General features: G+C 63.5%; 27 protein-coding genes. 11 read left to right on the top strand and 16 right to left on the bottom strand.

Annotation, left to right across the window (positions count from 1 at the left end):
* Positions 1 to 18: 18 nt before the first annotated feature.
* Both V2I08_RS10525 and V2I08_RS10520 read right to left on the bottom strand, forming a co-directional pair.
* Positions 19 to 786, bottom strand: a complete 768-nt coding sequence (locus tag V2I08_RS10525; RefSeq protein ID WP_349635053.1) for a glutaminyl-peptide cyclotransferase — start codon at positions 784 to 786, stop codon at positions 19 to 21.
* A complete protein-coding gene (locus V2I08_RS10520) occupies positions 783 to 1520 on the bottom strand; it encodes a folate-binding protein (RefSeq protein ID WP_349635052.1) in 738 nt (245 codons plus the stop codon). Before V2I08_RS10520 ends, V2I08_RS10525 begins: the two co-directional genes overlap by 4 nt.
* 76 nt (positions 1521 to 1596) lie before the next feature.
* On the opposite strand from V2I08_RS10520, the gene V2I08_RS10515 reads away from it, so the two are divergent.
* Positions 1597 to 2928 (top strand): dihydroorotase, encoded by a 1332-nt coding sequence (locus V2I08_RS10515; RefSeq protein ID WP_349635051.1) that lies wholly within the window; start codon positions 1597 to 1599, stop codon positions 2926 to 2928.
* Here the strand turns inward: V2I08_RS10515 and rarD are convergent.
* Together rarD and V2I08_RS10505 are read right to left on the bottom strand one after the other, a co-directional pair.
* Positions 2925 to 3794 carry an EamA family transporter RarD gene (rarD, locus tag V2I08_RS10510; protein WP_349635050.1) on the bottom strand — a complete coding sequence of 290 codons (870 nt, stop codon included), beginning with the start codon at positions 3792 to 3794 and terminating at the stop codon, positions 2925 to 2927. The two genes, V2I08_RS10515 and rarD, sit on opposite strands and share 4 nt — an antisense overlap.
* Before the next feature lie 29 nt (positions 3795 to 3823).
* Complete coding sequence (locus tag V2I08_RS10505; RefSeq protein WP_043150086.1) at positions 3824 to 4045, bottom strand: hypothetical protein; 222 nt, start codon at positions 4043 to 4045, stop codon at positions 3824 to 3826.
* 159 nt (positions 4046 to 4204) lie between these two features.
* Here V2I08_RS10505 and V2I08_RS10500 point away from each other — a divergent pair, with 159 nt between their 5' ends.
* The 8 genes from V2I08_RS10500 (at position 4205) to V2I08_RS10465 (ending at position 9942) form a co-directional block, all read left to right on the top strand.
* Complete coding sequence (locus V2I08_RS10500) at positions 4205 to 4948, top strand: hypothetical protein (RefSeq protein WP_349635049.1); 744 nt, start codon at positions 4205 to 4207, stop codon at positions 4946 to 4948.
* Positions 4949 to 5037: 89 nt separating this feature from the next.
* Positions 5038 to 5424 (top strand): fluoride efflux transporter CrcB, encoded by a 387-nt coding sequence (gene crcB, locus V2I08_RS10495; protein WP_069065402.1) that lies wholly within the window; start codon positions 5038 to 5040, stop codon positions 5422 to 5424.
* Positions 5421 to 6875, top strand: a complete 1455-nt coding sequence (locus V2I08_RS10490) for an RluA family pseudouridine synthase (RefSeq protein WP_349635048.1) — start codon at positions 5421 to 5423, stop codon at positions 6873 to 6875. Before crcB ends, V2I08_RS10490 begins: the two co-directional genes overlap by 4 nt.
* Positions 6872 to 7474, top strand: coding sequence for an FMN-binding negative transcriptional regulator (locus V2I08_RS10485; protein WP_349635047.1), 603 nt, complete (start codon positions 6872 to 6874; stop codon positions 7472 to 7474). The genes V2I08_RS10490 and V2I08_RS10485 overlap by 4 nt, the downstream gene beginning before the upstream one ends.
* Entirely contained in the window at positions 7471 to 8130 is a 660-nt protein-coding gene (locus V2I08_RS10480) for an HAD-IA family hydrolase (protein WP_349635046.1), read from the top strand. Before V2I08_RS10485 ends, V2I08_RS10480 begins: the two co-directional genes overlap by 4 nt.
* Positions 8127 to 8381, top strand: coding sequence for a hypothetical protein (locus V2I08_RS10475; RefSeq protein ID WP_349635045.1), 255 nt, complete (start codon positions 8127 to 8129; stop codon positions 8379 to 8381). Before V2I08_RS10480 ends, V2I08_RS10475 begins: the two co-directional genes overlap by 4 nt.
* Positions 8378 to 9067, top strand: a complete 690-nt coding sequence (locus V2I08_RS10470; RefSeq protein WP_349635044.1) for an ATP12 family protein — start codon at positions 8378 to 8380, stop codon at positions 9065 to 9067. Before V2I08_RS10475 ends, V2I08_RS10470 begins: the two co-directional genes overlap by 4 nt.
* Positions 9068 to 9150: 83 nt before the next feature.
* Positions 9151 to 9942: a hypothetical protein gene (locus V2I08_RS10465; protein ID WP_349635043.1), complete on the top strand. Its 792-nt coding sequence runs from the start codon at positions 9151 to 9153 to the stop codon at positions 9940 to 9942.
* 33 nt (positions 9943 to 9975) lie between these two features.
* Here the strand turns inward: V2I08_RS10465 and V2I08_RS10460 are convergent, their stop codons facing one another.
* From V2I08_RS10460 to V2I08_RS10450, 3 genes are read right to left on the bottom strand one after another with little or no spacing between them, the layout of a single operon-like run.
* Positions 9976 to 10632, bottom strand: coding sequence for a murein L,D-transpeptidase catalytic domain family protein (locus V2I08_RS10460; protein WP_349635042.1), 657 nt, complete (start codon positions 10630 to 10632; stop codon positions 9976 to 9978).
* 52 nt (positions 10633 to 10684) lie between these two features.
* Positions 10685 to 10996, bottom strand: coding sequence for a hypothetical protein (locus V2I08_RS10455; protein ID WP_349635041.1), 312 nt, complete (start codon positions 10994 to 10996; stop codon positions 10685 to 10687).
* A gap of 6 nt (positions 10997 to 11002) precedes the next feature.
* Positions 11003 to 12490, bottom strand: coding sequence for a L,D-transpeptidase family protein (locus V2I08_RS10450; protein WP_349635040.1), 1488 nt, complete (start codon positions 12488 to 12490; stop codon positions 11003 to 11005).
* Between the two features lie 56 nt (positions 12491 to 12546).
* On the opposite strand from V2I08_RS10450, the gene V2I08_RS10445 reads away from it, so the two are divergent.
* A complete protein-coding gene (locus V2I08_RS10445; protein WP_349635039.1) occupies positions 12547 to 13446 on the top strand; it encodes a histone deacetylase in 900 nt (299 codons plus the stop codon).
* On the opposite strand, the gene V2I08_RS10440 is transcribed toward V2I08_RS10445, so the two are convergent.
* From V2I08_RS10440 to hisB, 7 genes are all read right to left on the bottom strand, one after another.
* Positions 13440 to 14009, bottom strand: a complete 570-nt coding sequence (locus V2I08_RS10440) for a hypothetical protein (protein ID WP_349635038.1) — start codon at positions 14007 to 14009, stop codon at positions 13440 to 13442. The genes V2I08_RS10445 and V2I08_RS10440 overlap by 7 nt on opposite strands.
* A gap of 74 nt (positions 14010 to 14083) precedes the next feature.
* Positions 14084 to 14404, bottom strand: a complete 321-nt coding sequence (locus V2I08_RS10435) for a phosphoribosyl-ATP diphosphatase (RefSeq protein ID WP_310224352.1) — start codon at positions 14402 to 14404, stop codon at positions 14084 to 14086.
* A gap of 42 nt (positions 14405 to 14446) precedes the next feature.
* On the bottom strand, positions 14447 to 14722 hold the full coding sequence (locus V2I08_RS10430) for a PEP-CTERM sorting domain-containing protein (RefSeq protein WP_349635037.1): 276 nt from the start codon (positions 14720 to 14722) through the stop codon (positions 14447 to 14449).
* 167 nt (positions 14723 to 14889) lie between these two features.
* Positions 14890 to 15651 carry an imidazole glycerol phosphate synthase subunit HisF gene (gene hisF / locus V2I08_RS10425; protein WP_349635036.1) on the bottom strand — a complete coding sequence of 254 codons (762 nt, stop codon included), beginning with the start codon at positions 15649 to 15651 and terminating at the stop codon, positions 14890 to 14892.
* Positions 15648 to 16385 carry a 1-(5-phosphoribosyl)-5-[(5-phosphoribosylamino)methylideneamino]imidazole-4-carboxamide isomerase gene (gene hisA / locus V2I08_RS10420; RefSeq protein ID WP_349635035.1) on the bottom strand — a complete coding sequence of 246 codons (738 nt, stop codon included), beginning with the start codon at positions 16383 to 16385 and terminating at the stop codon, positions 15648 to 15650. The genes hisF and hisA overlap by 4 nt, the downstream gene beginning before the upstream one ends.
* Entirely contained in the window at positions 16382 to 16996 is a 615-nt protein-coding gene (hisH, locus tag V2I08_RS10415; RefSeq protein ID WP_349635034.1) for an imidazole glycerol phosphate synthase subunit HisH, read from the bottom strand. The genes hisA and hisH overlap by 4 nt, the downstream gene beginning before the upstream one ends.
* A 178-nt stretch (positions 16997 to 17174) precedes the next feature.
* Complete coding sequence (hisB, locus tag V2I08_RS10410) at positions 17175 to 17762, bottom strand: imidazoleglycerol-phosphate dehydratase HisB (RefSeq protein ID WP_043150195.1); 588 nt, start codon at positions 17760 to 17762, stop codon at positions 17175 to 17177.
* Positions 17763 to 17848: 86 nt separating this feature from the next.
* Between hisB and V2I08_RS10405 the strand changes: the two genes are divergently transcribed.
* Complete coding sequence (locus V2I08_RS10405; protein ID WP_349635033.1) at positions 17849 to 18325, top strand: ClpXP protease specificity-enhancing factor SspB; 477 nt, start codon at positions 17849 to 17851, stop codon at positions 18323 to 18325.
* 102 nt (positions 18326 to 18427) lie between these two features.
* On the opposite strand, the gene V2I08_RS10400 is transcribed toward V2I08_RS10405, so the two are convergent.
* Both V2I08_RS10400 and V2I08_RS10395 read right to left on the bottom strand, forming a co-directional pair.
* Entirely contained in the window at positions 18428 to 19063 is a 636-nt protein-coding gene (locus V2I08_RS10400) for a GDSL-type esterase/lipase family protein (protein WP_349635032.1), read from the bottom strand.
* Positions 19064 to 19070: 7 nt separating this feature from the next.
* Positions 19071 to 20372, bottom strand: coding sequence for an alginate O-acetyltransferase AlgX-related protein (locus V2I08_RS10395; protein ID WP_349635031.1), 1302 nt, complete (start codon positions 20370 to 20372; stop codon positions 19071 to 19073).
* Between the last annotated feature and the right edge of the window lie 131 nt (positions 20373 to 20503).

Here is a 20503-nt window from a genome sequence, read left to right as displayed (position 1 = left end):
GTCAACCGCATGGCTGGCCTATTCGGCCGCGCGGGCGACCTTTATCTCGAAGAGTTTGGGCCAGTTCTTGCCGGTCACGAACAGCCGGTCCCTTTTACTGTCCCAGGCGATGCCGTTTGCCACCGCTTCGCTGTCCGTCACCCCCGCCGCCTTGCGCAGCGCGGATATGTCGACCCAGTCGATCACGGCGCCATTGCTGGGGTCGATCCGGGCAATCTTCGTTTCATACCAGATATTGGCCCATATCTCGCCCCGCACATATTCCAGCTCGTTGAGCCGATCGACCGCCCGGCCGTTCCAGCTCACGGTGATGCGGCGCTGTTCAGTCAGCGTGTCGGGGTCGAGGAAGCGCAGTTGCGCGGTGCCATCGCTCATGATCAGGCTCTTACCGTCCTGAGTCAGGCCCCAGCCTTCGCCTTCATAGCGGAAGTCGGCGATCGGCGCGAAATCGTCGAGCCGCCAGACGAAACCGCGCCGGTGCCGCCAGGTCAGGCTGACGATCCGGTCGTTCCAGTTGACCATGCCCTCACCGAAATAGGGCGGTTCGATCACGCGGCGCTGGAGGATTTTCCCGGTCTTGAGCGCGACCTTGCGAATGTCCGACCGGCCCTCCAGCCCTGTGCTTTCATACAGTGCGCCGTCGTGGAAGAAGAGACCCTGGGTAAAGGCCGTCCTGTCATGCGGGTAGGTTTTGACCAGTGTCCAGGACGTGTCGGCCATGGCTGGCGTGACGATGAGGGCAAGCACCGCAACAAGAAGCGTCCGCCACAGGGGCCGGTAGCTCATTCCGCCACCTGTGCCGCGATCGCCTGGGCCAGCCAGTCCGGCAGCCGCGCGGGGTCCAGATCCTCCACCCGCCGCAAATCGATCGACAGGCCAAGGTCGGGCAAGGCGGCCCGCTGGCGCTTCTCCTCGGCCTGCGCCAGCGGCACCGCGACCAGCCGCCGGTTCACCTTGGCGCGATAATGCATCCGCGCGGTATTTTCCTGACCGACATAGCAGCCCTTGTCATAATCGACGCCATGCAGCTCCCCGGCATTGGTTTCGAGCCAGAGCGTCTGGTCCTGCCCCAGTTCCCCCACCCCTTCGAACACGCCAAGCGCCAGCCGATGCGCGCGGAAGGCGGCGGAAGCGTCTCCCTCCCCCGTTGGCGCGATCCAGCGATGGCCGAGCGCGGACAGGCGCGGGTCGAGCGGCTTGCCATGAGCATCGAGTGCCCAATGCACCGCCAGCGCGTCCTCCCGCGCGATCACCACCTTGCGGCGCAGGCGATAGAGGGTGAGACGCTTGGCCAGCGCATCGACCTGGCTCGCTTCGCAATCGATCAGCACATCCTCGCCGTCTCCCCACAGCAGGAAGTCGAACAGCGCCTTGCCCTGCGGCGTCAGCAGCCCGGTCCAGCGCGCCTCCCCCGGCTTGAGCGTCAGCACGTCGCGGGTCAGCAGCCCTTGCAGGAAGGGCTTGGCGTCCTCGCCCGAAATTCTGAGGAGCGCGCGGTCGGTGAGGGTGGTGCCGGTCATCGGCTTTAGGTAGGACAGTCGCGCTGAATAACCAACCCGTTCGGGCCGAGCGGGTTTTGACAAGCGGAACCACGCCATGACCCAGACTTTCGACCTGATCCTCAAGAACGGCACCGTCCATACACCGGGTGGCGCGGAGCAGACGGACGTGGGCGTGCGCGGGGGAAAGATCGTCGCGATCGGTTCCGGCCTGGGTGATGCGGGCGAGGTGATCGACTGTAGCGGGCTGGACGTGCTGCCCGGCTGCATCGACAGCCAGGTGCATTTCCGCGAGCCGGGCCTGGAACATAAGGAAGACCTGGAATCAGGCAGCCGCGCGGCGGTGCTGGGCGGGGTGACCGCCGTGTTCGAAATGCCCAACACCAATCCAAACACCGACACCGCCGCGCGCGTCCATGACAAGCTGGTCCGCGCCCGGCATCGCATGTGGTGCGACCATGCCTTCTACGTCGGCGCGACGGCGGACAATGCCGAACAGTTGCGCGAACTGGAACGCATCCCCGGCACGGCAGGCGTCAAGATCTTCATGGGCGCCTCGACCGGCAGCCTGCTGGTTGATGACGATGATGCCCTGTCGCGCGTCCTGGCCAGCGGCACCCGCCGCGTCGCCATCCATGCCGAGGACGAAGCGCGGATGAACGCGCGGAAGGAGTATCGGGTGGAGGGCGATCCATCGTCGCATCCGGTCTGGCGCGACGATGAAAGCGCGATGATCGCGACCAAGCGGATCATCGCGCTCGCCCGCGCGGCGCGGCGGCGCATCCACATCCTGCACATCACGACGCCTGCGGAACTGGAATATATCGGCCAGAACAAAGATATCGCCACCTGCGAAGTGACGCCGCAGCATCTGACGCTGGCGGGGGAGGATGCCTATCCGCGCCTTGGCAGCTATGCGCAGATGAACCCGCCGATCCGCAGCGCCGCGCATCGCGACGGGCTGTGGCAGTGGCTGGGTCAGGGCGTGCCCGACGTGCTGGGCAGCGACCATGCGCCGCACACGATCGAGGAAAAGGCCAAGACCTATCCCGCCAGCCCCAGCGGCATGCCCGGCGTGCAGACGCTCGTGCCGCTGCTCCTCAACCATGTGGCGGAGGGACGATTGACGCTGCGCCGCTTCATCGAACTGACCTCGTCGGGGCCGCAGCGGGTGTTCGGACTGGTCGGCAAGGGCCGGATCGCGATCGGCTATGATGCCGACTTTACCGTGGTGGACCTCAAGAAGCGCTGGACCGTGGGCAAGGACTGGCTTGCCTCGCGCTGCGACTGGTCGCCGTTCGAGGGGATGGACCTGACCGGCAAGGCGGTCGGCACCATCATCCGTGGCCATCGCGTGATGTGGGAAGATGCGCTGGCCAATGCTGCGGTGGGCGAACCCGTGCGGTTCGAAGCGACGGAGTTTTCCTAAACCGTCGCGACCCGATTGCGGCGGGCAGCCTTCACGCTGTCCGTCGCGAACAGGATGAGACCGACCCAGATCAGGCCGAAGCTCAGCATCTGCCCTCGGCTCAACGTCTCGCCGAACAGGACCACGCCGCAGACAAATTGCAGCGTCGGCGCGAGATACTGCATCACGCCCAGCGTCGCCATCGGCAGGCTGCGCGCGGCCGTGGCGAACAGCACCAGCGGCACGGTGGTCACCGCGCCTGCGACGATGAGCAAGGCGGTGGTCGAGACATCCTGTCCGAAGCCGATGGGGCCACGGCTCGCTTCCCAGAGCAGATAGGCGACCGCCAGCGGCGCGAGCAGGAGCGTCTCGACCCCCAACCCCGTCATCGGGGCTACTGGCGTCATCTTGCGGATGAGGCCATAGAAGGCGAAGCTGAAAGCCAGCGTCAGGCTGATCCACAGCGTCGTAATCGCTGACGCCGCCAATATGGCGACACCCACCGCCGCAAAGCCGATCGCCAGCATCTGCCCGCGCCGCAAGCGTTCCTTGAGCACCAATACGCCCAGCGCCACATTGACCAGCGGGTTGAGGAAATAGCCAAGGCTGGTCGCCAGGACATGGCCGTCATTGACCGCCCAGACATAGACCAGCCAGTTGATCGCGATCATCACCGCTGACCCAGCCAGCGCCAGCAGCAGGCGACGATCGCGCAGCACGGCGATCATCGGGCCGATACCGTTGCGCAGCGCCAGCAGCGTCAGGATCAGCAGCAGCGACCAGAGGATGCGCTGGGTAACGATTTCCACCGGATCGACATGGTGCAGCAGCCGGAAGAAGATCGGCAGCAGCCCCCAAAGCCCATAAGCGCCCAGCGCCGCGAGCAATCCCCGGCGTGTACTGGCGTCCGCGTCGGTCAGATAAGCCCCCCGCCCATGAACAGCCGCAACGCACCGAAGGCCGCGACGATCAGGCAGAAATTGCGGCCGCCATTTTTCGAGGAGAACATGCCGATAAATGCCCCGAACAGCGCCATGGGCACGAAGATCCAGTTGAGCGCGCCCAGAAACGGAAAGACCGCCGGGATCATCATGATAAGGGTGACAAGGCCGATAAAGCCGGACAATATGTTGAGCATGATGGTCAGATGATCCTTTCGCCGCGCGCGAACAAGTCAGTCGATAGGGCCAATGCGCAGAAACTGGCCCTGCGATAGGGGAATTTTTCGGGATTCACCAAAAGTCCTAACGAAAAATTAACCTCCGTTCTTCATAGCTTGTTTACGAAGGAGTGAAGAATGGCGTTTTTCCGGTCTGTTTCCCTGCTCACGCTTATGGTTGGCCTGGCCGCCTGCGGCAAGGGCGACAAGGACGCCAATCTCGCGGCGCTCGACGCGCAGCTCACCAACAATGCGGTCGACCCGGCGCTCAAGGGCGCGCTGGCCGACCCGATCGTGGTCGATCCGCAACTGGTGGGCCAATCTAACCGCAACGCCGTGCGCCCCGCCGACCAGCCCGCCAATGGCGCGGTGCCCGTCCTGTCGGGCGATGCCGGTGCGGCCCAGACGCAAGCCGTCAAGCAGGCGGGCGGCAAGCTGCTTTCCGCCCCCGCCCCCACCGAGGGCGAGGCCATGGCCTCCAGGGTCACGCTGGGCGCGGTCGCGCACGAACAGGCGACGCGGCGCGGCGGCACGGCCAATTGCTCGAAGAAGCTCGCCTATGGCATGGAATGGGCGCAGCGCCTGCCCGATCCGTTCGCTCTTTATCCCGGCGCGCAGCTCACCGAAGCGGCCGGCGCGGAGACCGACGGCTGCACCCTGCGCGCGGCCAGCTTCGTTACCCCCGCCCCGCGCCAGGGGGTGATGGACTATTATTATACCGTGGCTCGCCGCGCCGGTTACGATGGCGAGCATAAGATATTGGGCGGCGATCATGTGCTGGGCGGCACGCGCAAGGCCGATGGCAGCGCCTATTTCATCCTCTTCACCGATGCGCCCGGCGGCAAGACGGGCGTGGACATCATCGCCGACAACGGGAAGTAACCGGCGTCCACTCCTTGCGCTTATGGCGCAGGAAGACTGTTTCACCATCGACCTTTCCCCTTTGGCGGATTCGCTATAGGGCGATAGTCATGACCAATATCTTTCTTGTAATGGGCGGCGGCGCGGTTGGCGCGGCGCTGCGCTACCAGCTTGGGCGCTTCGCCGGGCATTTGACGCCTGGCGCGACCTGGCCCTGGGGCACGTTTGCCGCCAATCTGATCGGCGGCTTCGCCATGGGGCTGCTCGCCGGATGGCTGGCGCGCGGCAGCGCGGTGGCGGGCGAACCGATCCGGCTGCTGCTCGGCGTCGGCCTGCTTGGCGGCTTCACCACCTTTTCCGCCTTCAGCCTAGAAACGCTGCTGATGTTCGAACGCGGCCAGATGATCGTCGCCTTGGGCTATGCGCTGGCATCGGTCATTGGCGCGGTCGTGGCGTTGGCGCTTGGCCTTACCGTGATGCGGAGTGTCGTAGCATGAAGGGCCGTCCCCCACCCAAGAGCGACGCCCCGCGCGGTCGCAAGCCTGCCGCGCCCGGCAAATCCACTGGCGGCAAACCCGCTGGGAGCAAGTCAGGGTTCGGCAAGGCCGCTGATGGCAAGCCCGGCGGCGGTGCGAGATCCTTTTCCAAGCCATCGGGTGCGCCCGGTCGCGCCCGTGGGGGGGCCAAGGCCGCGACCGCACGCAAGGGCGAAGGCGGCAAGCCCGCCTTCAAAGCGCCTTTCAAATCGGGCGCAAAGCCAGCGGGCAAGCCCGCCGCCAAAGCGGCGGTGGCGAAAGTCGCCGTCGTACCATCCACGCCTGCAAAACCCAGCGTAGCCAAGGGCGTCTCGCTCGACGTGCGGCAATATCGGGTGCAGCCCGACGATGACGGCATCCGCCTCGACCGCTGGTTCCAGCGGCATTTGCCCGATGTCGGCTTCAACATCGTGTCGCGCTGGTCGCGCACGGGTCAGTTGCGCATCGACGGTGCGCGCGCCGCGCCGGGCGACCGCGTTGCCGAAGGGCAGATGATCCGCGTGCCGCCCGCCGAAGCCAAGGCACCCGCCGCCGAACGTCCCAAGCGCGAGCGCGTCATCGACCTGACCGAGGATGAGATCGCTTTCGTGCAGGAGATGGTGATCCATCGCGACGCGCAGGCGATCGTCATCAACAAGCCGCCGGGCCTTTCGACGCAGGGCGGCACAAGGACCGACGAGCATGTCGACAAGCTGCTCGATGGCCTGATGTTCGATTCCGAATCGCGTCCCAAGCTGGTCCATCGGCTGGACAAGGATACGTCGGGCGCGCTGCTGATCGCCCGCACCAGCCGCGCCGCCGCGCATTTCGCCAAGGCCTTTTCCAGCCGCACCGCGCGCAAAGTCTATTGGGCGCTGGTGATCGGCGTGCCGTCCATCTCCGACGGGATGATCGAACTGCCGCTCGCCAAGCAGCCGGGCACCGGCGGTGAGAAGATGCATGTCGATGAGGAAGAAGGTCTGCCCGCCCGCACCCGCTATCGCATCATCGAGCGCGCGGGCAACCGCGCCTGCTGGGTCGAGCTGCAACCCTATACCGGCCGCACCCATCAGTTGCGCGTGCATCTGGCGGCGATCGGCCATCCGATCGTGGGCGACGGCAAATATGGCGGCAAGGATAGTTTCCTGACCGGATCGATCAGCCGCAAGATGCATCTTCACGCTCGCCGCATCCGCGTCGATCATCCCGATGGCGGCCGGGTCGACGTGATGGCCGAGCCGCCGACGCATTTCGCCGCGAGCCTTGCCGACATGGGCTTCGACCTCGGCCTTGGCGACATGCTGCTCGACGATGAGATCGACCGGACCCCGACCCGCGAGGATGAAAAGAAGTTCGCGCGCCAGCATGCCAAGCAGGTCCGCAAGGACCGCAAGGGCGAACGCCGGTCGCGCGGAGGTTCTCGCGACGAATGACGCCGGGCGCGCCCTATCGCTGGACTGATGAGGCCGCGATCCGTGATTTCGTGACGCAGACGGGCTTCGGCCTGCTCTGCGTCGCCGCGCCCGACCGGATGCATGTCGTCCATTTGCCGCTCATCTGGCTGGACGAGCGGCGGATCGGCCTGCACCTTCATCGCGCCAACCCGATCGTGCCGCATCTGGACGGGCAGGACGCGCTGATCGTCGTCACCGGGGATCAGGCCTATATCAGCCCCGACTGGTATGGCTTGCCCGACAAGGTGCCGACCTGGAACTATGTCGCGGCCGAATTGCGCGGGCCGATGACGCGGTTGGATAAGGCCGAAACCATCGCGCAGATCGACGCGCTGAGCCACGAGCAGGAGCGGCGGCTGGCACCCAAGCCATTATGGACGCGCGACAAGATGAGCGATGGCCTGTTCGACAGGACGATGACCGGGCTGGTCGGCTTTGCGATGCAGGTCGAGGCTATGCACGGCACCGCCAAGCTGGGGCAGGACAAGCCCGAAGCGGCGCGCATCGGAGTCGCCGACGCGCTCGACGCGGTGGGCGGAGGCGCGCTGGCGTCGCTGATGCGGGGGACATTGGCATGAGCAATCCGCTTGTCGTCTTCGATTGCGACGGCACGCTGGTCGATAGCCAGCATAGCATCTGCACCGCCATGACCCGCACGTTCGAGGAAGCCAAGCTGGCCCCGCCCGACCGGCCCGCCATCCTCTCGGTCGTCGGCCTGTCGCTGCCGCTCGCCATCGCACGGCTGTTGCCGGACGCGGAAGCGGATTTCCACGATCATCTCTCCGACCGCTACAAGCTGGCGTTCCAGGCGATGCGTCGGGAAGAGGGCGTGTGCGAACCGCTCTATCCCGGCATTGCCGATCTGGTGGTGGAACTGGATGTGGCGGGCTGGCTGCTGGGTGTCGCGACCGGGAAATCCGATCGCGGGCTGGCGCTGTGCCTCACCCATCATGGCCTGATCGACCGTTTCGTCACACTCCAGACCGCCGACCGCCACCCGTCCAAGCCACATCCGTCCATGCTGCTGACCGCTATGGCCGAAGCCGGAGCCGCGCCCGACACGACGGTCATGATCGGTGACACCAGTTTCGACATCGACATGGGCGTAGCCGCGGGCGTGCGCAGCATCGGCGTCGCCTGGGGCTATCACCCGCCAGCCGAACTGCTCGCATCGGGCGCGCAAGCCGTGGCGATGGACAGCGCGGCTTTGCGCGGCCATATCGGCGCGCCATGACCGATATGCCCCCGATTCCGCCCGTCGACCGCGAAAAGATTGCGCGTCAGCGTCACTTCGCCATCGGCCTGTTCCGCCTGTCGGGCGCGTTCGTCGTGATGATCGGCTTCCTCGCCATCATGCAGCGTTTTTCCTGGGTTCAGGGGGACAAGGCCAAGGCATTCGGCGCGATCATGGTCGTCGTCGGCCTGTTCCAGTTTGTGGTGGTGCCGCGCCTGATGCTGGCCCTGTTCAAGCGGACCGGATCATGAAACGCTTCTACAAGGATGTGACGATCGTGGCCGAGGGCGATGGCCATGCCATCCGCCTTGACGACCGCCCGGTCCGCACCCCTGCCCGCGCATTGCTGACGCTGCCCACATTGGCGCTGGCGCAAGCAGTTGCCGAGGAATGGCGCGCGCAGGGGGAGACGGTCGATCCGGCGTCCATGCCCTTCACCGGCCTTGCCAATGCGGCGATCGACCATATCGTGCCCAATCGCGCGCAATTTGCTGCCGGGATTGCGCGCTATGGGGAGAGCGACCTGCTCTGCTATCGCGCCCACGCGCCCGAAACGCTGGTCGCGCGACAGGCTGCTGCCTGGGACCCGCTGCTCGACTGGGCGCGCGCCCGCTATGATGTGGCATTTGTGGTGACGCAGGGCATCCTGCCAGTCGCCCAGCCCGAAGCGTCGCTCGCCCGGTTGCACGCAGCGGTTGCAAGGCATGATCCGTTCAGGCTGGCGGGTCTGTCCACATTGGTGGCGCTTAGCGGATCGCTGGTCTGTGGTCTTGCGGTCACGGAAAATAGCCATAGTGCTGAAGCAATATGGCAGGCAGCCGAGATAGACGAGGCCTGGCAGGCCGAACAATGGGGCGAGGATGCCGAAGCCAAAGCCCACAGCGGACGGCGCCAAAGCGAATTTTCCATGGCTGGAGCCTTTTGCGCGATGAGCTGAGTTTGGCGGGGTGGGAACTCGATCATTCCTTCGTTCATTAAAGATGTTGCGGGGCAGCAATGATGCCCGACCAATATTTCCAGATGACGAACAAGGAGACCCTGACGTTGCCAAAGTCCGCACTGATCGCCTTTCTGACCCTTTCGACAGCGATGACCGCCTCTGCCTTCGCGCAGGAAGCGCCCGCCGCTCCAGCCGCCACGACGTCGGCTGATTCCGCTGCGGCTGCAGAGGCCGCTCCCGCCGCCACTGAAATGACGCCGGAACAGATTGCGGCGTTCAACACGGCCGTTACCGATTTCACCGCCGGGCAGAGCGCGCAGCAGAGCGGCGACAACGCCACGGCCGTCGCCAAATATGAAGCGGCCATCCCCGCCATCAAAACGGCGGTCGAATCCGACCCGTCCAAGATGGACAATGTCAATTTCCTCGCCAACGCCCTCTATGCCAATGCCGCTGCCTATGGCGCGATGGGTCAGTTGGACAAGACGATCGCCCTCTATGGTGAATCGCTCCCCTATTGGCGCAAGGTGGTGGAAGCCAAGCCAACCGACGCGGCCAGCCGCAACATTCTGGCGGGCATCCTGATCCAGATGGGCAACCAGAAGCTGGGCGCGCAGGACAAGGCGGGATCGGCCCCGCTCTATAGCGAAGCGCTGACGCTGGCCCGCAAGTCGGTCGCCGAAAATGCCACCGACAATGTCAGCAAGAATATCCTGCTATCCGCGCTGATCGGTGCCAGCCAGTCGAGCAGCGACACGGCGCTTCAGGCCGAAGCCGTCGAAATGTCCAAGAAGATGCTGGCTGACGGCAGCGTCGATGCGACCAACAAGCCTTCGGCGCAGGCGCTGACCGGCGCGACCCAGGCTGGCTAAGAGATGTAGGTTTGAGGGGGCGGTAAAGCCCCTTCAACCCGCTCCGATCTTGTCGGCGTAGAGCAGCCGGCCCGTGCCGAGCAGCCCCAGTAAGTGCGGCAGCATGTGCGGCGCGACCGCGAAACAGCCCTCGCTCCGGCCGCACTTGCCCCATGCGGCGATATGATCCTCGCCCACATAATCCGCGCCGTGCAAAACGATGGCGCGTGGCTCCGCATTATTATTCTGCGGGTCCAGGCCCGCGAGCCGCATCGCCTGCCCATGCTGCCCGATATACATCTCGCCCGTCCGAAACGCGCCCGACGAACTGGCGAGCGAGTTGGGTTCGTTGGAGAAGCTCTGGAGCCAGCCGGAATGGGCCGGGTCCGACCCGCGACCATGCGCGACCAGATAGCTGCTGGACTGGCCGTTCATCAGATCAACGACGTGAAAGCGCAAATCCTTCGACGGCGCATCGAAATCGGCAATGGCCACCCGGTCCCGCAATAGGACGGCACCGGCATGGCGGTCGAGTGCCGCCTTCGCCCGCGCGAGCAGTCCGGCATAGGGGGGCAGCGGCGCGGCGCGCTGCATCGCAGGGACAGGTACGGGTTGGGGTGCCGTCGGCAGCGCAGCCTTGCCCATCGTATCGGGCAGAAATGTCAGGGCGAATCCGCTCAAGGCGAATTTCGTGAAATTGCGGCGATCCATCAGCGCCATATAGCAAAGGGAACGCCCCGGTCCAAGGCCGGGGCGATGCGCTTCATTCCTCCGTACCGCTCGTCTCGTCCGCTGGCTGCGCGTCATCGCGTGTGTCAGGCAGGCGCGCGGTCATGCCGGTCGCATCGGCGTCGTCCAGGATCTGCTGCTGTTCCGACACTGACGGCGGCGCTGCGGGCGTCGGCGCGACAGCATTGTTCGACGGCATCGGCAGCGCCGTATCCGGCTCTTCGATGATCACATTTTCGACTGGCGGTTCGACCAGATTATTGACGACCGGCGCGTCTTCTTCCTTCTTGCCGCACGCCGACAAGGCGAGGGCACCGATGAGCGCAGCAAAGGCAATTTTACGCATGGGGGATCAATCCTTCAAAGCTACAGTGGCGGCGGGGGCAGCGGTGGGATCGACCCGTCGGCTCGACGCTTCGATCTTGCTCGCGAGCAGCTTGTCCCAGCCATAGGGGTCGGCACGGAAACTCATCGTGCCGTTGTTGCTGGCAAAGGCGGTCCAATAGAGCAGATAGACCGCCACGTCCTTGGGCAGGGACACGCGCTGGGTCTTGCCTTCGTCGATCAGGCTCTGGATCTGGCCATTCAATGCCGGGTCGCTCGCCACCATCAATTCGGCCAGCGATACCGGCTTTTCGAGGCGGATGCAGCCATGGCTGGCCAGCCTGTCATAGCTCGAAAATTTACCGCGCGACGGCGTGTCGTGCAGATACACGGCGAATGGGTTGGCGAAATCGAACTTCAACCGGCCAAGCGCGCTGTTGGGTCCGGCAGGCTGGACGATCCGCTCGCCGCCTTCGGGCGTTTTTACGATCTTGTAGCCCTGCTTGATCAACGTCGCCCGTCCCTTGGGGAACAGTTCGCGCTTGGCGATCGACATGGGCACGTTCCACGGCGGATTGACGACGATCGAATGGATGTTCGACATCAGCATCGGCGTCGCATTGTCGGGGCTGCCGGTGACCGCACGCATCGAGCTGATAGGCTGGTCGCCTTCGAACATGGTCAGCACGGCCGCCGCGATATTCACCTGCACTCGGTTGACCGGCAGGTTGCGCGGCATCCAGCGCCACCGCTCCATATTCGCCATGATCGCCGCGATCCGGTCATCCACACTGACGTTGAGCGCCGTCAGCGTGCGCGTGTCGAGCAGGCCGGTGGGGTTGAGACCATAGCGGCGCTGCGCGCGCTGCAACACATCGCTCAGCTTCTCGCCCGGCGTCACCGCGCTATCCTCGATCGCGATGCGCGCGCGCACCACGTCGGGCGCGGACTGCGCGGTCAGCACTGGCCAACCGCCTTGATCGCGAATCGCTTCGTAGCGGACCAGCCCCTTGCGCAGCCCGTCATAGCCCGCATAGGGCGGGGTCAGGCTGTTTGCCCATTGCGCCAGCCGATCCTCGGCCACGGCCCGCGCCAGCGACGGGCGGGGGTCGAAAGGTGCGGGGCGCAGCGCCCAGACTTCGAGAAAATCGGCGGTATCGACGCGCCCGGTCGACAGCGCCTTGGCGCGATCCAGCACAGCGCGCACCAGCGCCTCGCCCGACAATGGCCCGCTTGCCTTCTGCCGCGCCATCAGCCCCTGCGCCGCGCCCTGCTTCAACCAGTCATTGGCCCACGCCTCCTGCGCCGCCGACAAGGGCGGGATCGGTGCGGGCAAGGGCGCGGCCGGAATCGCCTGCACCATGCCGGGCGCGGGCGATGTCGGCGCGGGTTGCGCTGGCGTGGGCAGGGTTGGTGCGACGACGGGCGGTGCAGCGATGCTTGGAGTGGCCAAGGAAAGGGCGCTGGCACCAAGCAAGGGCAGCAACGGGATACGGATCAGGGGGGAGCGGTTCATGCTGGACCAGATAGCGCAAAGCGGCCATCGTTCAAACGACCATAGCGGAAAAGATCATGCTGCACGTTGTTCACCATCCTGCCTATGTCTCCCCAGCAACACCCGGCAGCCGTTTCCGTTTCGACAAATATGGGCTGGTGATGGAGGCGCTGCGCGAATCCGGCGCGCGAATCACAGTGCATCAGCCCGACCCGATGCCGCGTGCCTGGATAGAGGCGGTGCATGATCCCGCCTATGTCGATCAGGTCGTGACCCTGTCCGTCCCGCCCGACAAGGAACGGCGGATCGGCTTTGCCGTCACGGAACGGGTGATGCGCCGATCGCTATTGTCGCCGGGCGGCACCTGGGCGGCGGCGCGTTTGGCGTTAGCGCATGGCTATGGTGCGAATGCAGCCGGGGGCAGCCATCATGCGCTGGCCGACAGCGGCGCGGGTTATTGCGTGTTCAACGATCTTGCCATCGCCGCCAACCGCCTGATCGCGGAGGGCGACGCGGCGCGCATCCTGATCCTCGATCTCGACGTGCATCAGGGCGATGGCACCGCATCGCTGATGGCGGGGCGCGGCGACATCTTCACCCTGTCGATCCATGCCGACAAGAATTTCCCGGTGCGCAAGGCGCGCTCGACGCTCGACATTGCATTGCCCGATGGGGTGGAGGATGCCGCCTATGCCGCGATCCTCGCTGACACGCTGCCATCCATTCTCGATGACTTTGCGCCCGACCTCATTCTCTATCAGGCTGGCGTCGATCCGCACGCCGACGACCGGCTGGGGCGGCTGGCGCTAAGCGATGCCGGGCTTGATGCGCGCGATCGCTATGTCATGCGCCAGGCCAAAGCGCGGGGCATCCCGCTCGCCAGCACCATGGGCGGCGGCTATGGCGAGGACCGGATGCTGGTCGCCCGCCGTCACGCCGCCTGCATGATCCGCCTGGCGCAGGAGGCGGCTCAGTGAACGGGGTCAGTGCCCAATAATTCGGCCTTGGTCTCCATCAGCTTGGCAGCGATGACGCCCGCCAGTGCGACACCGACGAAGTCGCTAAACGCCAGATAGAGAATGTAACCCCAGGGTGCATGATTGAACACGGCCTGGCCCACATGCATCCACAGCACCGCTGCCAACGGGAACAGAATCGCCACGCGCATCCGATCACCAAAATTCGCCGCGATAAAGCGTAACGCCATGGCGATGATCACGCCAGCGATCAGCGCCAGGATCAACCCGCCGATCAGCGCGCCGCTGTCCATCACTGGAAAGCCGCCCTCATTATAGAAGATCTGCGCGACTGGCCCCTTGCCGTACAGCACGGTGCCCTGCGCCGAGGAGGGATCAGGAATGGTATAGACGCCAGTGCCGGTGGGCGTTAGCGCCTGCGCCATGGCCGCCTGCAAATTGGCGCTCGCCTGTTCGTCGGTGCGGCTGAGCGCCAGCGCGCTCAAGGGCGTGCCCCAGAAGATGAAGCCGGTAATGAACAAGGCGAACCCGCCGACCAAGCCGCCAATAACAGTACGAACCATGACAATCTCCCCCATAAGGATAGTAAGCTGACGCCCAAACGCTTGGCGCGCAACATCTATCCGATGGAAAAGAGTCAGTCGGTTGGACGCGCGGCCTTTTCGGCAATGCCTGATACGCCTTCGCGGCGGTCGAGTTCGTCCATCACATCGTCCAGGCTGATATCGAGATCTGTCAACAGCACGATGAGGTGAAATAACAGGTCGGCGCTTTCGCCAATCGCGGCCATTCGGTCCCCCGTCATTGCAGCGATGACGGTTTCGACCGCTTCCTCCCCGACCTTCTGCGCCATGGTGCCGCGCCCACGGGCCGTCAGCTTGGCGACATAGGAAGTGGATGGATCAGCCGTCCGCCGCTGGCGGATCGTCTGCTCAAGGGTATGAAGGGTTGCGCGCATGTCGCGCATGAAGCGGTCCGCGCGCAACCCGTCAATCGAAAATTACTTGCGCTTGCGCCGACCCACCACGACGCGGCCGACCAGAACCGCCGCACCCATGGCGAACAACGCCATCTGTTCGGGTTCAGGCACCGGGGTTGGCGTGCCGCCCGACGAACCGCCGGTGCTGGTGCCGCCGGTGCTGCTGCTGCTGCCGCCCGACGAGCCGGTGTTGCACTTGCCAAACAGACACCAGAATGTGGCAGACGCCGGTGCAGGCACCGCGACGCCCATCAGTGCAGCGGCCCCAGCCGCCAGAAGCATGTTGTTCAATTTCATCGCTTTTACCCTCCCTGCGCTCGACCCCCATTGGTCGACGCTCGCGAAAGGCGTTAATGCAGGCCGTGTGCCAAATGGCCAAAGCCACGTATTTCAGCCAAAAATCTCGGTTAACGGCATTTTGGCGGATATGGTTACTGTAAGGTAAATCGACGCTTTCGATCTGTTCAGCCGCGCACCGGCACGCCAGCCGCCGCCAATGCGCGATGCGCCTCGCCAATCGTATGCTGGCCGAAATGGAAGATCGATGCCGCCAATACTGCGCTGGCATGACCCAGCGTCACGCCCTCGACCAGATGATCGAGCGTGCCGACGCCCCCGCTGGCAATCACCGGCACCGATACCGCATCGGCGATCGTGCGCGTCAGCGCCAGGTCATAGCCCTTGCGCGTGCCATCCCCATCCATCGAGGTGACGAGCAATTCGCCCGCGCCCAGCTCCGCCAGCCGCAGCGCATGCGCCAGCGCGTCGATCCCGGTCGGCTGACGTCCGCCATGGGTGAAGATTTCCCAGCGGCCTTCCGCGACCTGGCGCGCATCGACCGATCCGACGATGCACTGGCTGCCGAAGCGGTCGGCGATGTCGGCCACCAGTTCGGGCCGCACCACCGCGGCGCTGTTGACCGCGACCTTGTCCGCCCCCGCCAGCAGCAGCGCGCGCGCATCCTCGGCGCTGCGCACGCCGCCGCCCACGGTGACCGGCATGAAGCAGACTTCCGCCGTGCGCCGCACCACGTCCAATATGGTCCCGCGCGCTTCATGCGTCGCGGTGATATCCAGGAAGCATAGTTCATCCGCCCCGGCCGCGTCATAGAGACGCGCCTGCTCGACCGGATCACCCGCATCCTTCAAATCAACGAAATTGACCCCCTTGACCACGCGGCCATTGGCGACGTCGAGACAGGGAATGACCCGCGTGCGGACGGTCACGCCGCCGCCCGCGCCACCGCCATCGCGGCCTTCAGGTCCAGTCGCCCGTCATAAAGCGCGCGGCCCGTAATCACGCCTTCGATCCCGTCGTCGGCATGCAGGCTCAATATGCGAATGTCGGCGATGCCCGCCACGCCGCCGCTGGCGATCACCGGAATGTCGGTCGCCCGCGCCAGTTCGACGGTCGCGTCGATATTGCAGCCCTTGAGCATCCCGTCACGGCCGACATCGGTGAAGAGCAGGCTTGCGACGCCCGCATCCTCGAACCGGCGGGCGAGATCGATCACCGGCATGTCGGACTTTTCCGCCCAGCCGTCAGTCGCGACGAACCCGTCGCGCGCATCGACCGCCACGACGATGCCGCCGGGAAAATCGCGCGCCGCCATCTTCACGAATGCCGGGTCTTTCAGCGCCGCCGTGCCGATCACGATCCGCGAGACACCCAGGTCGAACCAGCGCTCCACCGCCTCGCGATTGCGGATGCCCCCGCCCAGTTGCACATGCCCAGGAAAAGCCTCGACGATCGCCTCCACCGCATCGGCATTGACCGCACGGCCCGCAAAGCTGCCGTCCAGGTCCACGACATGGATATGCTGCGCACCGGCCTGCGCGAACAGCATCGCCTGCGCGGCGGGATCGTCACCATAGACGGTGGCGCGGTCCATATCCCCTTCGGCCAGGCGGACGACCTGGCCATTTTTCAGGTCGATGGCGGGAAAGACGATAAGGCTCAAGGACACCACTCCAGAAAGCGCGAAAGAAAGGAAAGGCCATAGGATTGGCTCTTTTCCGGGTGGAACTGGCAACCGATGATCGTATCGCGCGCCACCGCCGCGACCAGCGGGCCGCCATGGCTGGTGATCGCCGCGACATGGGCCGGATCGGTCGCTTCGAAATGATAGCTGTGCAGGAAATAGGCCTCGCCCGGCTCCAGCAACGGCGGCGAGCCCTGCAGGATCACATCGTTCCAGCCCATATGCGGCACCTTGATGCCCGGCTCGGCCGGTTCGATCAGCCGCACCGTACCGGCTATCCAGCCCAGTCCGTCATGCCACCCGAATTCCTCGCCCGCGTCCGCCAGCAACTGCATCCCCACGCACACGCCCAGGAACGGCACCGCGCGGCTGCCCACCGCCTCGTCCATCGCCTCGACCATGCCAGGGATCGCCACCAGCGCGTCGCGACAGGCGCGAAATGCCCCTACGCCCGGCAGGACGATGCGATCGGCCCGGCGAACCAGATCGGCGTCAGCGGTGATGACGACATCCTGCGCGCCAGCCTTGCGCAGGGCATTATGCACCGAATGGAGATTGCCCGCGCCATAGTCGATCAGGGCAATGGTCATCGGCCCGATGTCTCCACCCGCTTATCGGCCACCATCCATCCTCCCCTGCAAGGGGAGGGGGACCACGAAGTGGTGGAGGGGTGTCCCGCTATCGATCGGGTGACACCCCTCCGTCTGGCTACGCCAGCCACCTCCCCTACCAGGGGAGGATGAGCAAAAGAAAAGAGCGAAGACGAACTCACAACATGCCCTTGGTCGAGGGGATCGCGTCCGCCTTGCGCGGGTCGATCTCGACCGCTTGGCGCAGCGCACGGGCAAGCCCCTTGAACGCGCTTTCGACGATATGATGGTTGTTCGCCCCATAAAGCAATTCGATATGCAGCGTGATCCCGGCAGCCTGCGCGAAGCTGTGGAAGAAATGCTCCACCATCTCCGCGTCCCATTCGCCGATCTTTTGCACCGTGAAGGGAAGCTTGCACACCAGCCAGGGCCGGCCCGAAATGTCGAGCGCGACGCGGCTGAGCGTTTCGTCCATCGGCGAATAGACGCTGCCATAGCGACTGATGCCGCGCTTGTCGCCCAGCGCCCGTGCCACCGCCTCGCCGATCGCGATGCCGGTATCCTCGGTCGTGTGATGCTGGTCGACATGCAGGTCACCGACCGTCTTGACGCTCATGTCGATCAGCGAGTGCCGCGACAATTGTTCGATCATATGGTCGAGGAAACCGATGCCGGTCGACACCGAATAGAGGCCAGTGCCGTCAAGGTTGACGGTCACGTCGATCTGGGTTTCCGCTGTGTTGCGGTGAATCTCGGCCGTGCGCATGGTGGCCCTATAGCGTGTGGTGCGCGCCATGCAATCTGCGCGTGCGGGGGTTGACCGCATGATTCGCGCCGTTAGGACATTGGGCCATGAGCGATGACCTGCCCGACAGCCTGATTCCCTATGACGAAATCGTGCAGGAAGCCCTGCGCGCCGTTGTCGGCCGCGTATTGGGTGAGGTGGAACGCAGTGGCGGCCTGCCCGGCGCCCATCATTTCTACATCACCTTCAAGACGCAGGCACCCGGCGTCGATATCCCCAAGCGGCTGATCGAGCGCTTCCCGGACGAAATGACCATCGTCCTGCAGAATAAATATTGGGATTTGAAGGTCAGCGACCAGCATGTCGAGGTCAGCCTGACCTTCAACCAGGTGGCCGCCCACCTCTACATCCCCTTTGCCGCGATCACCGCCTTCGTGGACCCCGCCGTCAACTTCGCCCTGCAATTCCAGGTGCAGACAGACGCCCTGCCCGAACCGCATGACGAAGCCGAAAATGACGGCCCGGTGATTATCAACGAAGACGGCTCCAACGTCGTCAGCGTGGATTTCGGCAAAAAGAAGTAAGGGCGGGTTGCGCGCTGCCGCCTACTGATTTGTTACGTTGGACAATGGAACACGAATCGCCTTAGCCAGTGACCATGCGCATGAGGTCGCCAGCAACGGCCCTCAGAACGGTTGGTGCCGTTGCATGCTATCGATATAGCCCGCCATAAATGTATACCCGACAGCGCTGTAATGGACTTCATCATCGAATAGATAGGACGGATTGACTCCATTTGAGGCGCATAGAAACGCGGGGTTGGTATCGACATGACGTGACTTTAGCGTCCCGACCTGCTGTCCTACCAGTCGATTTACCCTATCAATAAACCCACGCTTGTATTCGAAATTCGCGCCTCGCAAGGGAACCGCCATCGTCGTCACTTTCTGGTCGGGTAGTTGAGCGCGCACATGGCGCACGATCGACAATATGCCTTCCGCCACGGCCTCTTCCGTAGGGCCGCTCGTAATATTATTGGCACCAGCAAATATGACTACCTGATCGGGATTGATATCGGCCAGATCCAATTGCATCAATCGCCACAGGATATGCTGCGTTCGATCACCGCCAATGGCATATCTGTAGACGGTGCCGCCGCCTGGCCAGGGAACATGCTTTGGCCAGTTAGCGGCGAGTGAGTCACCGATCATTAAAGTGCTGATTTTTTTTCCTGCCAAATAGGCTATTTGCTGCTGGAATTTTGGAGTCCACCATTCCTCGGTCCGTGGAGTGGGTAGGCAAGTCGGGAGCGTCTGGTTCATAATGATCCTATAAGATATTGGCTTGCGGCCGGACCATGAAGCGATCGACCATGATATGAATCACCACATCGGGTTTTTCGCTCTCGACCAAAGAAAAAAGAACTTCCGGCCGCCAGACATAAATGACCTCGCTGAAATGGCGTGCGATCATGGGAGCGAGAAGCGTCGTGAAAGAATCTCGAAAAACCAACGCCTTCGGTAAATTCTTGTTATTGTTTTTCATTACCAGCGTTTCGCGCGTCTGCGAAACCTTGAGATGCTCAGCAACCTTAATCGTGAAAACATCACCATTAGCATCAAATAATTGCTCAACATTTTCTTGGAAAACGGCCGGATCTAGGCCCGTAGGCGATATCGCCAGCAGCGGATATTCTTCTCCGATAAAGGCGACCTTTTCCTTGTTGGCAAGGTCACCTCTGTAATTCTTGAATATACGCGATCCAAATAAAGCGCGGTCATGCGGAAGCCCGCAATCCACAACATCCGCCACGGTTGCGATTACCTCGCAATATGCGCGATGTGCGCCAATATAATTCCAGTGCGTGTCGGTACGGTAAAATGTTTCGTGGCGCGCATGTTCATCCCGAAGCGCCGTATCAAGTGCGATCAGAGGCGATCCATCCTCAGCCAGAAGTCGCCGGATCACGTTGGCGGGCATCATATCGAAATCGGTTACCATCCCGGTTGGCAGTTGTTCCAAGCATATCCGCTCTTTGGTCGGCGCGATAAAGAAGAAATAGGGGACGCCCAAGTCACGGAACCTGCGCCGTCGCTCGTCAAACACCGAGCGATAATTGTCTTTCATCACCGGCGTCACAGAAAAACGTCCGGCAATCTGGTCCCTTACCCTGTTACTGTCGTCAGCAAGAAACAACCAATTGTCCCTACCGAGCAAGGCGCGTGCCGTCGTATTTTTATGTGGCGCGGTCGGGCGGTAAAAAGAAACCGTGGACTGCATCTGCCGCGCCGATGTGTCCGCATCACCCATTTCGCTCGTCAGATCCCCTAGAACGAATTGAGGGTCGGAATGCAGGATGACAGCACGGACACTATGCCTGCGTCCATCAACATAGTCTTCGGGAAGAGTAGCGGAAAAGGCACAAAATCCGCCCCTCTTGCCCTTGCCCTGTAAATCACCACGCAGTTGGTCGGCGACAACCGTGCAGACCAGTCCGCCATCGATGAAAATATTTACGAAAACCGGATCATCATTATTCTTGTCCCACGCCCACCCCTCGACCCTGTCAAGCGTAGCCCGCTCCAATTTACCTTCAAAATCATGGACTTTTGCAAGAGCAGCTTGAGACATTAACGGGTCGTCCTAATCGGGCCATTCGATAGCCGCTGAGGGTTAGGAAATATCGCCGGGTAGGGCAATAGTTGGGTTTGGCGGCGTGATGGACCAGCATGCCCCTTGATTACCCGGTACGGTGACGCGGA

Source organism: Sphingobium sp. MK2 (assembly GCF_040170545.1).
Classification (GTDB): domain Bacteria; phylum Pseudomonadota; class Alphaproteobacteria; order Sphingomonadales; family Sphingomonadaceae; genus Sphingobium.
This window is presented reverse-complemented; position numbering and strand designations above follow the sequence as displayed.